We start from the raw sequence: 15680 nt of genomic DNA on the forward strand, positions 1-15680 counted from the left end.
AGACAAAGCCCATCTTCAGGTGGGCTTTTTTAATAGGCACAAAGACGGTATATTTCGCTCAGTTCCTGTTGCCAGACACCGTGGTATTTACCCAGCTTTCTTTCGGCCGGTGTTACCCCGGTGTCGGCAATTTCCTGGAGCGCGGTTAAATGCACGCTTTCATCTTTGCCACATGAGGTCTTGATGGCACGTTTTTCTAAGCCTGCGCGGGACATGGCCAACATGCGTAAGGCCAAATCACGCACCTTTTCACCTTTAAACGCAGTACACAGACCATATTTCGGCACCTGACTACGTAAATAGGCATGGTCTTCCTGAGTCCAGTCACTTATCCAGTCAGCCGCCTGATTCAGTTGTGTGTCGTCATACAAAAGGCCTACCCACAAAGCCGGTAAGGCACAAATTCTGCGCCAGGGACCTCCATCGGCACCACGCATTTCTAAAAACTTTTTCAGCCTGACTTCCGGGAAAGCAGTGGTTAAATGATCTTCCCAGTCTTTGATGGTGGGTTTTTCGCCCGGTAATATCTTCAGATGACCGCTTAAAAAATCCCGAAACGATAAACCCGCTGCATTCAGGTATTTACCTTTGCGCTGTACAAAATACATCGGCACATCCAGCATGTAATCCACATAACGCTCAAACCCCATGCCCGGTTCAAACACAAAAGGCAAAATACCACAGCGGTGCGGGTCGGTGTCGGTCCAAATATGCGAACGGTAACTCAAATAACCATTGACCCGGCCATCGGTAAACGGTGAATTGGCAAATAGAGCGGTGGCCACCGGCTGTAAAGCCAGACTCACCCGAAATTTTTTCACCATATCCGCTTCAGAAGAAAAATCCAGGTTGGCCTGAATGGTACAGGTGCGTTTCATCATATCCAAACCTAAAGAGCCGACTTTGGGCATGTAGGCGCTCATGATCTTATAACGATCTTTTGGCATAAACTGAATGTCATCACGGCTTGCAGTGGGTTGAAAACCCATGCCCAAAAAGGCCGTGCCCAGGGGTTCGGCGATGCTTTTGAGTTCTTTTAAGTGTTGATTGGTTTCAGCACAGGTCTGATGAACATCGCTTAAGGGCGCCCCGGATAATTCCAGTTGTCCACCCGGTTCCAAAGTGATAGAACAACCATGGCGACTTAAAGCAATGATGTTGTCCTGCTCATAAACCGGTTGCCATCCGTGCTTATCCGCCAGTTGCTGTAAAATATCGCGGATGCCGCCGGGTTCTGTGTAATGAAGCGGTTTTAAGCTGTGGCGATGAAAACCAAATTTTTCATGTTCAGTTCCAACTTTCCACATCGATTTTGGTTTACATCCGGCGGCCAGATAATCAATCAGTTCATGTTTGGATTCAATGCTTATGTGCTTGGTCATAGACAGGCGCCGGTATAAGATAATAAGATATAAAATGATACCAAACTTAACCCATAAAACCACTTCATTTATGGATATTTATATCACCTGTTTACGATATCTAATCCTCATGACCATCAGCTGGCAGTGCGTGGCTGATTCTTCGCTGATCAACCGGGGCAATGGTGCTGAACCGGATTCTTTAAATCCGCACCGGGCACAAGGTCTCAACAGCCACCACATTTTATTGGATGTCTATGAAGGTCTGTTTACTTACGATATAAACGGTGAGCCGGTTTTGGGGGTGGCTGAACATGTTGAAGTCAGTGAAAACGGATTAAACTGGGAAATAACACTGAAAGACCAGGCCCGCTGGAGTGATGGTGAGCCGGTGGTGGCCGCTGATTTTATTCATGCATGGCAGCAAGCGGTGGCACCTGAAACCGCCTCTGCGTATGCATTTTTATTCGATAATCTGCGTCATCAGGGCACGTTGCAGGTCAGCAGTGCATCACCGAAAAAAATCACAATACAATTAAACCGGGCGGATCCCGGCTTTGCGGCAAAACTGGTATTACCGGTGTTTGCTCCCTCGGCAAGGCATCGCAGCGAGGGGGCGGTTTACAATGGTGCCTATTTAATCGCCGAACACCTGCCGCATGAGCGCTTAGAATTACATAAAAACCCCCATTTCCATGCTGCCCAAAGCGTTCAGGTTGGTCGTGTAAATTATGTGGTCACGGAAAATCAGAACAGTGAATTACTCAAATTCAGAGCCGCTGAACTGGATATCACCGAAACCATTCCCGACAGTCAGCTGGACTGGTTACGCGCGCATTATCCCGAGGCATTGCGTATTGCGCCCTATAACGGCAGTTTTTTTCTTGGCCTGAATTTAGCCGATAAGCACCTTAAAGACATCGCTTTGCGAAAAGCACTGAATGCCGCCATTGACCGTGATATTCTGGTTGAAAAAGTACTGAAATCGGGTCAGAAACCGGCGTTTGGTCTGATTCCGTCTGAAGACAATACCGGCAATGGCTTTGATCCGGTTAAAGCCAGACATTATTTAGCACAAAGTAACTTCAATACCCAAAGTGACCGCCTGCAGTTACTTTACAACAACAGCAACAACCAAAAGAAAACAGCGCTGGCAGTGGCCGCCATGTGGCGTCAGTTCTTAGGGGTTAAAACCCAGCTAAAAAACCAAGAATGGAAAGTCTTTATCAAAACCCGCCAAGGACCGAACAAACAAGTGTTCAGAGGCGGTTGGATTGCCGATTACAATGATCCGCTGAATTATCTGCAGCTGTTTGAATCGACTTCACGTTTTAATTATTATCATTTTAATAACAAAGCCTATGACCGGCTGGTTGAACAAATCCGAACCACAACCGCCGCAGACAAAAGAAAGCCATTGATACAACAGGCTGAGGCTGTTTTGCAATCAGAATATCCGATGATTCCTTTGTACTTTTATGTGTCCCGGCATTTGGTCAATCCTGATCTCAAAGGCTATGTCGATAATCTGTCAGATCAACATTTAAGCCGTTATCTGCACTTTTAAGCACGTTGGTAAACATCAAAACGACAGGTTTTTCCGTTAATCTGAAACGTGGGTTTAGCATCACTCAAGGTGGCGGATTTTTGCGGCCTTTTCACCACCAGCCGTTGACAGCTGGCCTGCCAGGCCGCTTTGAATAATTCATGACTGTCATCGCTTGTGTGCTGATGCAGCTGTTGTAAAATCGCCATATCTTTTTTAACCCGGGCTGATTTTTTGCTGTCAGGAAACATCGGATCCAAATAAATCACATCGAAATCACCGCTCTGAAAAACCGTGGTGGCATCACCGATTTGCAAGTCAAATGGTTCCCGGTCAGCGGGAATTCGCGTTAAGGCATCGGCTATAAGAGCCGCTAACAGGGGATGACGCTCATAGGCGGTGACTTTAAAACCGACCGTCTGCAATATCATCGCATCCCGGCCCAAACCCGCGGTGGCATCCAATAACCGAATTTTAGATTGGTTTTTGATGCGGCAGGCTTTCACCAACTGTTCATGGGCAGCACGCTTGAGGCGATAAAGAAATTGTGGGCTGCAAAAATCAATGGCCAGCGACTGAAAAGATTGGTCTTGATGCCGTAAAGACAAAACCCCGTCCACATAGGACAGGGTTAAGTCATCATCGAGTTTATTCAGGACAACAGCCGGATCAAAATCCAACTGTTGCAATCTGTTTTCAGCGTTTATGGCGGGCCACGAAGTCACGTTTTTTGGCACCCCGGTAAACCTGACGAGGGCGACCAATGCGGGTATCGGCGGTTTCGTGCTGTTCTAACCATTGCGCAGTCCAGCCGACGGTGCGTGCGAGCGCAAACATGACGGTGAACATCTGCACCGGAATATTCAGGGCTTTGTAAATAATCCCCGAATAAAAATCCACATTCGGATACAGCTTACGTTCAACAAAATAAGGGTCTTTCAGCGCTATATCCTCCAATTTCATGGCCAGCTCCAGACGCGGATCGTCAATGCCCAGGGCATCCAGTACATCATGGGTGGCTTTGCGGATTATGGTGGCCCGTGGGTCAAAGTTTTTATACACGCGGTGACCAAATCCCATCAGGCGGAACGGATCATCTTTATCTTTGGCTTTGGCAATGAATTTATCAATCTGACTGACATCACCGATTTCATCCAGCATATTGAGCACCGCCTCATTGGCACCACCATGCGCCGGGCCCCACAGGGATGCGATACCGCCTGCGATACTGGCATACGGATTGGCGCCGGTTGAACCGACTAATCGCACCGTTGAGGTACTGGCATTTTGTTCATGATCGGCATGCAAAATAAACAGCAAATCAAGCGCTTTGGCAGCCACCGGATTGACCTCGTAAGGTTCAGCAGGTACACCGTACATCATGTGCAACAACCGCTCGGTAAAATTCAGACTGTTGTTGGGGTACATAATCGGCTGGCCAATGTAGTTTTTATAGACCGCAGCCGCCACGGTCGGCATTTTGGCTATCAGGCGAATCGCTGCCAGATGACGGTCTTTGGGATTATTGACATCGGTGTCATTGTGATAAAAAGCGGCAAAAGAACCCACCACACTCATCATCATGGCCATCGGGTGGGCATCGTACTGAAAACCCTTCATAAAAGAACGGATCTTCTCATGCACCATGGTGTGACGGGTAATCAGAGAAGTGAAATCATCATACTCCTGGCTGGTGGGCAATTCACCATTGAGCAAAAGATACGACACTTCCATAAAATTGCTGTTTTCGGCGAGCTGTTCGATGGGGTAACCACGGTACAACAAAACCCCTTCCTGACCATCAATAAAAGTGATGTCACTGGTGCAGGCGGCCGTTGCCGCAAAACCCGAATCATAAGTGAAGTAGCCGGTTTGCTGGTGCAGGGTTTTGATGTCAAAGGTGGGCGGACCTAACACGGAACGCTTGACCGGCAGTTCGGCGGTTTTTCCTTCAGGGGTGGTGATTTTTACAACGTCGTCACTCATCTTATTATTCTCCAAATACACAGCTTGTGTGGGTTTCAAACAAGCGTTCATTTTAGCATCTTATTGAAACCGTTTAAAACAAAAGCCCATGACCGAAGTCAAAATTGGCTTTTTTAGCCATAAAAAAACCCGACTTCAATCGGGTTTTTTTAATCATTTTTGGCGTGTCGCCTTTATTTTCTTTGGTAACGGCGTTTAAATCGATCCACACGACCGCCGGAATCAACCACTTTGTGCTGTCCGGTATAAAAAGGGTGTGATTTGGATGAAATTTCGATTTTTACCAAAGGATATTCGTTACCGTCTTCCCATTTGATGGTTTCATTACTGTGCAGACAGGAGCGTGTCAAAAACGCGAAATCTGCGCCTGCATCTTGAAATACCACTTCACGGTATTCAGGGTGAATGTCTTTTCTCATAATTATATCCGGTGTTCTGTCCAAAACAAGACCGCGTATTTTAAAGAACAAAGCCCGTAAAGTAAAGCCACAATACACTTTTCAAGGGGCTGCAAGACAAAATAATTCCATCAAAATTCAAAATTGCGACTGTTTCACATTTCTTTTTTATTTTCTGGCGCTACAATGGCGTCTTTTAACGACCAAAATCCATGCGACAGCTTGTATTACTGATCATTATTTTTGCTCTGGTCGCGTGTGCCGCTGCACCCAACAAACCCGATTACAACCCATTGGTCAATGCCTTAATCAGCCAAGACCGAAGTGCCATCATCGTGGCCCGTGACACCCTGTCGATGTCCGTTAAAAACGACAACATCATTAACTTGTATTTATTGATGATTGATAACAACCCGTCGGCGGTGGTGGCCAATTCAAAAATACTCATCGAAAATTACCACCAATACAGCTTTTATCAACAACAAATTCTTAAGCCCATCTTATTATGGGCTTATCTTCACCCCATTTATCGGCGTGAAACCGCCCGTGATATCCGCATTTTGCAGCGCGAAGAATTGCTGGTCGCACCCAGCAACATCGATTTTGCCCAGTGTGTGGACGAACAACCCATGTGTGCCAATTTAATGCGTGGTCGCCTTAAAACCATTTCATCAACCCATGAAATTAACCAGCGACTCACTGAAATGGCCAACAACGATCCCTGCATTAATCTTACTGAAAAAAACCTGGCCGGTGAATTTGCCAATCAATGCCTGGCCAACCGCAAAGGTGATTTAAAAATAAACCTGCTCAGTCCGCCGAAGTTTATCGCCGATCAATGGCTGGCGATATTAGAAGACAGACAGGCTTTTGAATAAAACATTTACGGCGCTTCAAAAGACTCAGCAAATATCAAATCGCCTGAATTAAAATCCACACCCACTAAATCAATTAATGTGGCCAGATTGGCTCGGACAATACCCGCACCCATGCTCGGATCGATATTTTCTGCCCGGTCATTGACCGTATGGTAAGCAAAATAATTCCACACATCCGGTTCATTGGAGGTCACCGCCGGAACACCGGCTTGGCTAAAACTGACAAAATCAGTACAACACATATTCAAACTGACTTGCCAATCCAAATCTGTGTACAGCTGACCGTTCAAAGCCACTTGCTGCGCCAGACTTTGGTATTGTTGTGAATTGGTACCGGCCACGGCGGTGTTGTTCCCCGGAGAGCGATAACCAATCATATCCATATTAAGCATGCCTTTGATTTTAGCGATATCACCTGTATTGGTAAAATGGGTCACCACTTCTTGAGAGCCTTTTAAGCCATTCTCTTCTTCAATAAAACACATATAGACAATCGAAGCTTCGGTCTTATATTGAGAAATGACATGGGCCATTTCCAATACACCGGAACAACCTGAAGCATTGTCTTCAGCACCGGGCGACGGTAAAAAATCATTCTTGTTTTGGTTTCGGGAATCCATATGCGCCCCCACCACATACCAGTCATCGGCACGTGTTGTACCGACCTGAAACCCCAGCACATTAAAGCCCCGGTAATTGGCATGTAAAGAAACCCGCGACGTGTTCAGGCCTAAGGCATTAAAATGATTCTCCAACCACTCACCGGCGATCATCAGATCGGCTTCCAGCATCCGGTTTAAACCGGCCAGATAGTCAACCTGGTTAAACCAGCGATTCTGATTCACCTGATTCAGTACATATTGAATATCATCATTTCTTTGCAGGCTTTTATTTAAAGCACGGTTACTGATTTGATAACTAAGAACGGTATTTTTTTGAAAAGGCAGGATGGATTTATGGGCGAGCAGCTGTTTCTTATCACGGATTTTCGACGTGTTGATTATCCGCACCAAATCTCCTGAAAATATAGGATCAAGATTGTCGTGTAAAAGCTGATCATTGTCAGAATGGTCACAATGTCCCAAAACATGAAAAGCCAGGGAAGACACATCAATATCAGTTAAAACGGTTTTAACCACAACACCCGGCGGCCATTGGTGATTATTGTCAGCGGTGACCACCAGCAATTCATCGCCCATTTCAAGCCACCAATCGACTTGTGGGGATTGTTTCACTTCGTTCAATAATTGAGGGCCAATGCCATGAACATTGAGTACCGTTAATTCGTCTGTATTGGCGAAGACTGACTGCAGAAAAAACAGTGCCAAAAAGCATAAAATCTTTTTCATATGTTTGGTGTGTGATACTGATAGGTTTATGCTACCACAACTTGCCACTTCGACATGCGGCTTGAATTCACAATTCTTGCATTAAACCAATTTAAGGGGTTCATTCACGATTCGAGAATGCGTTTGCTGCCTATTTTACATATTCAAATGGCTGTTTCGCGTAATCTTGGTTGATTGTATCACGCTGTACCAGGAGATTAATGTTGCGTTCAGACTTACACAGTTAAGTGGCTTTTTGCATACGATAAATAAACTTATTGTAAGTTAACTAAATTTATCTTTAATCTGGCTAATGCGTTTGGTTTCTTCGAAATCTTTGGGGTTATTGGCGAGGATTCTTTGTGAGCGGGCGATGTCTTCGAGGGTTTGGTTAATTTGTTGTTGTTTCTGGGTGAGGTTTTTGAGGTGTTTATTTAACAAGTAAACACCGATCATAACGGATACAATCAGCAAAACCGCCAAAAACATCTGTATCAATTGCATCGTACTCATTGCATGATTATAGACTTTTCGTGCATTGAATCCAGTTTATTTCTTCTTCACCGGCGGACTGACATATTTTTCGCGTTTAATCAGGGTCACCGGCAGGCCTTTATCCTTTAATAAAGCGAAGCTTTCATCCACCATACCCGGATTACCGCATAAATAAGCGATGTCCGAATCCACATCAAAATCCAGCTCAGCTAAAAACTTTTGCACATAACCTGTACGGTCATTTAGGGCCGGTTGTTCTCGTTCCCGGCGTGATAAACAGGGAATGTAATGAAAATTGCCATACGCTTTTTCAACCGCGCGAAAATCCGCTTCATATAAAAGCCCCGGTGCGTCCTGCGCCCCCATCACCACAAATACTTCAGAACCTGCCTTCAGTCGATTTTTTAATTCATTCAACATGGCACGATACGGCGTCACACCGGTACCGGTGGCAATAAGAAAATAGCGTTGGTGATGATCCGGCAACAAACAAAACCGGCCATAAGGCCCCGAAGCTTCTAACCGATCACCCGGTTGTAAAGCCGCCAGCTTTCGGGTGGCCAAACCGCCTTCAACCCAGGTCATGGCAATCTCAATCTCATCCAGCTCACATTTTTCTTCGGTAAAAATGGATGCAATGGAATAACTTCTAAAAGTATCAAAGCCATCATCCTGCTGCATATGCAAACGCACAAACTGCCCCGCAATCGCCACCAGTGGTGTCTCACTTTCAACCTTAAATCGAATCGATACCGAATGGTCATTTAACGGAACCTGTTCTTTGAACACAAGAGAAAAAGGGGTCATGTATTTTTAATCAGTTATTGAATCAGAATCGCCATTATCTCAAGACACGCGTCAAAGTTAAAGCAACACCTCCTAACAAAGCCAATTCCGACACCACAAGCGGTTTTTTGATCAAAAAATGATTGAACACACCCCATAATTTGACTATACTTCGCATCCTCGCTTAAAAACGAGCGCCAACCAGTGCCGACATAGCTCAGTTGGTAGAGCAACTGACTTGTAATCAGTAGGTCCGGGGTTCGACTCCTCGTGTCGGCACCATTTCAAATTCCCCCTATCGACTTTATATTTTAAAAACCACAACGTCTTCGGATTGCCCTGGTGTTGAATATCCAAAGACATCAAACCCACATCAACCATCTTCTCCCGCAAATACATGGAAACCCATCCGTCTCACTAAAAACTGATAACTGTTAGAAACAATCAAAGAAACTGCTTTGTCTGTTGTTAAAATCCAGTTAATATTGTGTTGTCGCAACTTCAAATCGATAAAAAAATTCACATGGCCAAATCAGCAACGGAACGAAGGCAGCAATTTGAGAACATTGTCGCAAAAGCCGAAAGGGAATTTGACAACAATCCAAATGCGTATAAAAACAAACTTAAATGGCTGGCTTTTATCGGCTATGGGTATTTATTTTTTATTTTGTTTTTATGTTTATCATTTTTAGCAGGATTGGTTTGGATGGCCATCAAATCAACGGTGTTTTTGCTATTTTTAATTAAAAGCAAAATGATTGTTTTGGTGCTCGGGGTTGTTTACGTTATTTTCCGTTCCCTGTTTATCAAAATACCCGAACCGGAAGGCTTGCGGATCAATAAAAAGGATGCACCCGCACTCTTTAAAAAAGTTTCCGTGCTTCGAAAACAGCTTAAGACGCCCAAAATTCACAGCATTATATTAACACCTGAACTTAATGCAGCCATTCACCAAAGACCCCGTTTGGGCATATTCGGGTGGCAAAAAAACACCTTGATTCTTGGTGCTGATTTGTTAATGTGTCTCAACGAAGAACAAGCCATGGCGGTGATTGCACACGAATTAGGCCATTTATCAGGCGGCCATTCAAAATTTAACGGCTGGATTTATCGTATCAGAATCAGCTGGATGAACATTCAACATGCCGTGATGAATGTGAGCACCGTGGCTAAGTGGGTATTTGGCTACTTTTTTTCATGGTATGCCCCCTACTTTAATGCGTATTCATTTGCTTTGGCACGCGCCAATGAGTTTGAAGCCGATGCCATCGCCACCAAAGCCACATCACCTGAGGCTCTGGCGCAAGCTTTGGTGGGGCTTGAAGTGATGTCAGAAAGTTATTTCTCAGGCTATTGGAAAAATGTTGAGAAACAGGTCTTTGTTCAACCGCATATCGATATGAACTATTTTTTGAACAGTCATAAAAATATTCAAACTTTTCAGCTTGATCCGGCCAAACAACAGGCCATCATTGCCGAAAAATTAAAAGCCAAAACCAATCTCCAGGACACCCACCCTGCCCTGAAAGACCGATTAACAGCGATTGACGCCAAACCAGAATTCAGCTTTAATCCAAAAACCACTGTTTCAGAAGTTTGGTTCACGCATTTTGTTGCTAATTACTTAATGCCTTTGGCACAAGATTGGCTCAAGGATGCCAAGCAATATTGGCAAGACACCCATGCGAAAGGACAGGATGCCCTTAACAGAATCGATGAGCTTGATAAAAAGACACCGCTTTCAGAGGATGAGTTGCTTGAAAAAGCCCACTTACAACTATTTTTACAACAACGTAAAACAGCGCTTCACACCTTTAAAGAAGTGCTGAGTCAGAATAAAAATGAACCCAATGCGCTGTATCATATTGGTGCTTATTTTCTCGAAAAAAACCATGCAAAAGGTGCTCAATTTTTAGAACGCCTTCTCCACAACGGTGACTATGCCCAGGAAGCAAGCCATCATTTGTTAGGTTTTTATCAACAAAATAACATGGCCGAAGAAGCCGAGCGTATTCAGCTCACCATTGATCATCTCTACGATCAAGAAGAGGCATTGTATGAGGAAGTGACCACAACCCATGTAAAAGATGATTTTTTCAGAACAGATTTATCAAAAGAAGAACTCAGCGAACTCAAAAAATCTGTCCGAAAGTACGATGGTATTCGCCATGCCTGGGTGTGCCAGAAACGACTCAAAACCAATCCTGATGCCGCCATGTTCGTGATTCTTTTTGAACTTCATACAAATGAATCAGAAGCCGCAACTTTTGAAACTGATTACCCGCTTGAATTGAATGGCTACTACACATTTGTCAATATTGAACATAAAAAATTAGCCAACACCATCCGCAATCACACCCTTCAACTTTTTTAAATGGCGGCAACCTTACCCAACTATTAAGTTTAACATTTTATGACGGGCTCTCAATGTCGACCATCACCCAAACAAACCGCCTGAAACTCCGCCACATAAAGCCATCAGACACCGAGTTTCTGTTTGATCTTTATAACCAGGACGCCTTTATCGAGCACATTGGTAATCGCGGTTTGTCGAGTCTTGCTAAAACCCGGGAATTTATTCAGGCTGTGCAAGCGAATTATCAGAAACATGGCTTTTGGTTGTATCTGCTTGAGGACAGGCAGTCGCTTGAACCGATCGGTGTAAACGGCCTGGTGCAACGGGATTATTTGGATGCGCCGGATATCGGCTTTGCCATCAGTGAGGCGCATTGGGGGCAGGGTTTTGCCTATGAATCTTCACTGGCCGTGCTTGAGCATGCCAGAGCACTAAAACTCGATACACTTTACGCCATTATCAGCCCGGGCAATATCGCTTCAATCCGGTTAATCGAGAAATTAAGTTTTGATTTTGTCAAACAAGCGCAGCTGTCAACGGAAGAAGACGCCGTTAATCTTTACCAAAAATTGTTGATTCAATAATTAGTTGGCATTAAAACGATGCTTTGATTGTAGTGTCGATAATATCAGCCAATAATCCCTTCAATCTCAGTCAGCAACGCCATTAAATCATCGCTCGGTACTGAGCGTATATGTTCTTTTAATGCCGCACTGAGTTCGGGCTGTTCCGTTAGACTGTCGGGGGTTTGATGAACCATTTGCGCAAACAGGGACAGACAGACAGTTGTGGTAAGCGCCGGATTAATCGCATGGGTCTGGCTGGTGGGTTTATGGTTAATTTCATCGTGTATGGCGCGGATTAATAATTTTAGGTGCTGCCGCTGTTGTCTGAGAATCCGTTTTTCGGCACGGTGGCTGATGAAATACTTGGCACTTTTGTAATAGGCATTGCTGAACAAACTTTGTTCAATGGCGTCCTGGAGTTGTAGCACCGACGGTTCCGGCGCACCGCCTTGGTGGTATTTTAAATAACGCAGAATTTGCGCCTGAAGTCGGGCTTGCTTGTCTTTGCTATATTCTTTGTATTGCTTGCGAATGGTACTGAGGGTTCGGTTTAAGCGTTCACTATCAAAATCCACTGCCTGTAAATTACGTTTTATAATCCGTTTGGGAACGGCCTGGATTTTGTCGGAATTTGTGGATGTGAATGAATGGCTTGGGTTCATGAAATTGATATATTTTTTCCAGTTTTCTTAATGTAGCCACCGTGTTGTGTCTTGGCATTGATTTACATCAATTGGTATGACTTTCCTCACATGAAATGATTGACATATCCATGTTAGACTCAGGTATTGAAAAACAATCATTGCCATGACAACACCATTCGCTTTACGTCACTTCAAGCTCTTTTCACTGATAACTTTAATTGTCACCGGCTTGTTTTTAAATGCCTCGGTCCAAGCTAAAACGGATATAAATCGCACATCAGAAGTGCCGTTAAACGAATATGGACAGGCTCTGGCCACACATAATCGTGTGTTGGGCACCTGGGCCTTGTATCAGGGCGATGAAACAATTTTTAAACAAACCTGGCTGCCTTCTGAAGACGGGTCAAGCATCGTTATCGCTGATGATAAACAAATGCATCAATACAAAATCGGCTCAATCAGTAAAACATTTACGGCGGTACTGACTTTTAAAATGATTGAGGCCGGCAAGCTGAGTTTAGACACACCTTTGAGCCAATATTACCCAAAAATTACCAACGCCAAAAACATCACCATCGGTCATATGCTGAATCACCATTCTGGGATTGCCAATTACACCGACAGTCCTGATTTTATGTCGTATTACCAATCACCTCAGACTGAAGAACAGATGGTGACTCGGATTGAGGCCTTACCGGCGGCTTTTGCGCCCGGTGAAAAAGCCGCCTACAGCAACAGTAATTACCTTTTGCTTGGCTATATTCTGGAACAGGTTAGTGGCCAAAGTTATGCCGATTTACTCAACAAGCACATTGTTAAGCCGTTGGCCCTTCAGCATACTTATTTTGGGACAGACAGTCATGGCGCTGAGATTAAGTCCTATCAATGGCACAATGACGAAGACCAATGGCAAAGCATCGATCCCTGGAGTCTGTCCGTGGCCGGTGCCGCCGGGGCGATTATTTCCAGCAGCGATGATTTAAATCGCTTCTTTCGGGGCTTGTTTAATGACCAATTATTGTCCAAAGAGCATTTCGAGAAAATGATTTCACTCACCGACGGTTTTGGTTATGGGATTTTTAAAACCAAAGTCAAAAACAAGGATAAGGAGATCATCGGCTACTGGCACAATGGCGGCATCGAAGGTTTTGCCAGCCATGCGATATATTTCCCCGACATTGACGTCACCACCGTGGTGTTGAGTAACGGCCTGAATAAACTCACTGTGGACGATCTCAACAGCGCCCTGATTGATGCTTATTTGGGTCATTCTTTGGACAATAAAATGGCCGCCCTGGACATTAAAGCGGATGAGTTAAAGCCGTACACCGGCTATTTCCAGAGCGATACCAGCCCGCTGGATATCGAGGTGATGCTGATGGAAGACCAACTGATGGCACAAGCCACCGGCCAGAGCGCCTTTCCCTTGACACCGGACGGTGAACGCCGCTTTACCTTCCAACCGGCGGGTATTGAGATGCTGTTCACCGAAGACATGAACAGCTTTACTTTAAATCAGGGTGAGCATAAAAACGTTTATCAACGCAACGATGCCGCTAAGCCCAAAGCCGCCGAAATCCCCTTAGAAACCTTACAGCAATACACCGGCGTATATGCCACAGAAGGTTTTCCACTGGACATCAAGGTCTTTATCGAAAACGGACAGCTGATGGCGCAGGCCACCGGTCAGGGTGCGTTCTTACTCACGGTACAAAGCGATACTGAATTTAGCTTCTCGCCGGCGAATATCACCATGGTTTTTAATCCTGAAACAAACAGCATGCAATTCACCCAAATGTCGCGCAGCTTTGAGATGCGGAAAAAAGAATAAAAAGTTCTCTTGCATTTGCCTAACTTAACATTGGCTCTCTTTGAGGACCGCTAATATTCTATCGAATACTGATATGAAATAAATTTTCGAGCATAATGGGTTTCCTTCATCAGTCTTTCTGCTCAGTTTTCGACAAAATAACCCGGTTTCGACCCTGTCTTTTTGCCGCATAGAGGGCCTCATCGGCGTGCGCCAGTGACTGTTCAATATGTTCTTGTTGTGATACCTCATGCACACCGATACTGATGGTTAACCGGACTGATTGTTGGTTCGATAAAGCCACCCGGTTTTGAGCAAATTGTTGGCGCAATTCTTCAGCAAGTTTAATGGCATCTTCTTGTGACGTGTCAAATAAAGTGATGAGAAACTCTTCACCGCCCATGCGGGCAATGATTCGGTTCTCACTATCGTATAATTTCAGCCGCTCTGAAACATACTGCAGTACCTGATCACCGGCGGCATGACCCTGAGCGTCATTGATTTTTTTAAACCTATCAATATCGATGGCCAGCAAAGCCGTTATTTTTCTGTCGCCGCCCTTGACTTGCTGATTGGATTCAATTTCATGGAAAAATCCCCGACGATTAAGCAAACCGGTTAACCAGTCATGCATCGCCAGATCTGCATTGCGAATCGCCAGCGAGGTAAACTTCAAGGCCAAACAGCCAACGGCCAGAGTCAACATAAACAGTAAAGAGGCGATACTAAAAATGGACCGGTGATAATTCAATGAGGTAACTGCGGTGGTCGGCAGCAGTTGAGCTATGCTGGCATATGCCCAGACAAAAATTATTATATAAACAACCACAACATAGCGCAGTCGCCGATAAATGCGTGCATATTCAATTCGAAAGGGTTGAGCGAGGATTTGTTGGAGTGCGATAAAATAAAGCACTTGTCCGGAAGCTGTGCACAACACCCGAAAACGGGCATTCGGCCATAACAATTCCCATGCGATAATACTTGTCAAAGGAAAAGCCATCAGCACAATAAGCAACCAGGAATTAATCGGTTGCTGACCAAAGCGCCAAAAACCCATGAGGAAAAACACCGATGCGACACCCATCGACAAATGATTGAATGTATTGCGCACAATGGACCATGCTTCGGGCACATCAAAAGAAAAGGCAAATAACGATAAACCATTCACAAAAAACCCCAGCGCCCACCATCTGGCTGCACCCTGATTAAATTGCCTTATTCCCATGTACAGCAATAAACCACCAAGCATCATTTGCATGATAGCCCGTGCAAAGGCGATGGTGACAATATCAACGGTCAGCAGTGTGATACCATTCATGGGTTGATGTGTTTGATGGATTGATAAACCAGTCTATTATCATTTATTCATACCATGATTACCAATTTGTTGGAATTTTAAAATTATTTTATGTATAACCACAGTCAATAATTCTGAACCCATTGAAGAATAACCAAGCAAATTTGTGTGTAACTTTACTGATGACAATCCTCAAATCAACTATAATTGAAGAATAAACTAATAG

At 44.6% G+C, this 15680-nt stretch carries 14 protein-coding genes and 1 tRNA gene; 6 read left to right on the forward strand and 9 right to left on the reverse strand.

Annotated features, from left to right (window positions below; genetic code table 11):
- Positions 1 to 29 precede the first annotated feature (29 nt).
- The gene (locus tag IEV16_RS03520; protein ID WP_443093944.1) at positions 30 to 1388 is read right to left on the reverse strand and encodes a glutamate--cysteine ligase; all 1359 of its coding nucleotides are present in this window, start codon (positions 1386 to 1388) and stop codon (positions 30 to 32) included.
- A 28-nt stretch (positions 1389 to 1416) separates the two neighbouring features.
- On the opposite strand from IEV16_RS03520, the gene IEV16_RS03525 reads away from it, so the two are divergent.
- Entirely contained in the window at positions 1417 to 2928 is a 1512-nt protein-coding gene (locus tag IEV16_RS03525; protein ID WP_188364289.1) for a peptide ABC transporter substrate-binding protein, read from the forward strand.
- Here the strand turns inward: IEV16_RS03525 and IEV16_RS03530 are convergent.
- From IEV16_RS03530 to IEV16_RS03540, 3 genes are all read right to left on the reverse strand, one after another.
- Positions 2925 to 3632, reverse strand: a complete 708-nt coding sequence (locus IEV16_RS03530; RefSeq protein WP_188364290.1) for a class I SAM-dependent methyltransferase — start codon at positions 3630 to 3632, stop codon at positions 2925 to 2927. The genes IEV16_RS03525 and IEV16_RS03530 overlap by 4 nt on opposite strands.
- Positions 3604 to 4893: a citrate synthase gene (locus IEV16_RS03535; RefSeq protein WP_188364291.1), complete on the reverse strand. Its 1290-nt coding sequence runs from the start codon at positions 4891 to 4893 to the stop codon at positions 3604 to 3606. The genes IEV16_RS03530 and IEV16_RS03535 overlap by 29 nt, the downstream gene beginning before the upstream one ends.
- Before the next feature lie 173 nt (positions 4894 to 5066).
- Positions 5067 to 5312, reverse strand: a complete 246-nt coding sequence (locus IEV16_RS03540) for a type B 50S ribosomal protein L31 (protein WP_188364292.1) — start codon at positions 5310 to 5312, stop codon at positions 5067 to 5069.
- A 191-nt stretch (positions 5313 to 5503) separates the two neighbouring features.
- Here IEV16_RS03540 and IEV16_RS03545 point away from each other — a divergent pair, with 191 nt between their 5' ends.
- Complete coding sequence (locus IEV16_RS03545) at positions 5504 to 6169, forward strand: hypothetical protein (RefSeq protein WP_188364293.1); 666 nt, start codon at positions 5504 to 5506, stop codon at positions 6167 to 6169.
- Positions 6170 to 6174: 5 nt separating this feature from the next.
- On the opposite strand, the gene IEV16_RS03550 is transcribed toward IEV16_RS03545, so the two are convergent.
- From IEV16_RS03550 to IEV16_RS03560, 3 genes are all read right to left on the reverse strand, one after another.
- On the reverse strand, positions 6175 to 7518 hold the full coding sequence (locus IEV16_RS03550; RefSeq protein WP_188364294.1) for a M28 family metallopeptidase: 1344 nt from the start codon (positions 7516 to 7518) through the stop codon (positions 6175 to 6177).
- A 264-nt stretch (positions 7519 to 7782) separates the two neighbouring features.
- Positions 7783 to 8010: a hypothetical protein gene (locus tag IEV16_RS03555; protein ID WP_188364295.1), complete on the reverse strand. Its 228-nt coding sequence runs from the start codon at positions 8008 to 8010 to the stop codon at positions 7783 to 7785.
- A gap of 36 nt (positions 8011 to 8046) precedes the next feature.
- Complete coding sequence (locus IEV16_RS03560) at positions 8047 to 8799, reverse strand: FAD-binding oxidoreductase (RefSeq protein WP_188364296.1); 753 nt, start codon at positions 8797 to 8799, stop codon at positions 8047 to 8049.
- Between the two features lie 185 nt (positions 8800 to 8984).
- On the opposite strand from IEV16_RS03560, the gene IEV16_RS03565 reads away from it, so the two are divergent.
- The 3 genes from IEV16_RS03565 (at position 8985) to IEV16_RS03575 (ending at position 11718) form a co-directional block, all read left to right on the forward strand.
- Positions 8985 to 9060 (forward strand) — tRNA-Thr (locus IEV16_RS03565).
- A gap of 241 nt (positions 9061 to 9301) precedes the next feature.
- Positions 9302 to 11152: a M48 family metallopeptidase gene (locus IEV16_RS03570; protein WP_188364297.1), complete on the forward strand. Its 1851-nt coding sequence runs from the start codon at positions 9302 to 9304 to the stop codon at positions 11150 to 11152.
- A 53-nt stretch (positions 11153 to 11205) separates the two neighbouring features.
- Positions 11206 to 11718 (forward strand): GNAT family N-acetyltransferase, encoded by a 513-nt coding sequence (locus IEV16_RS03575; RefSeq protein WP_188364298.1) that lies wholly within the window; start codon positions 11206 to 11208, stop codon positions 11716 to 11718.
- Between the two features lie 44 nt (positions 11719 to 11762).
- Here the strand turns inward: IEV16_RS03575 and IEV16_RS03580 are convergent, their stop codons facing one another.
- Complete coding sequence (locus tag IEV16_RS03580) at positions 11763 to 12362, reverse strand: ATP cone domain-containing protein (protein WP_188364299.1); 600 nt, start codon at positions 12360 to 12362, stop codon at positions 11763 to 11765.
- 145 nt (positions 12363 to 12507) lie between these two features.
- Between IEV16_RS03580 and IEV16_RS03585 the strand changes: the two genes are divergently transcribed.
- On the forward strand, positions 12508 to 14175 hold the full coding sequence (locus IEV16_RS03585) for a serine hydrolase domain-containing protein (RefSeq protein ID WP_188364300.1): 1668 nt from the start codon (positions 12508 to 12510) through the stop codon (positions 14173 to 14175).
- A gap of 109 nt (positions 14176 to 14284) precedes the next feature.
- Here IEV16_RS03585 and IEV16_RS03590 read toward each other — a convergent pair whose 3' ends face one another.
- On the reverse strand, positions 14285 to 15475 hold the full coding sequence (locus tag IEV16_RS03590) for a GGDEF domain-containing protein (protein ID WP_188364301.1): 1191 nt from the start codon (positions 15473 to 15475) through the stop codon (positions 14285 to 14287).
- Between the last annotated feature and the right edge of the window lie 205 nt (positions 15476 to 15680).

Source organism: Marinicella pacifica (genome assembly GCF_014636635.1).
Classification (GTDB): domain Bacteria; phylum Pseudomonadota; class Gammaproteobacteria; order Xanthomonadales; family Marinicellaceae; genus Marinicella; species Marinicella pacifica.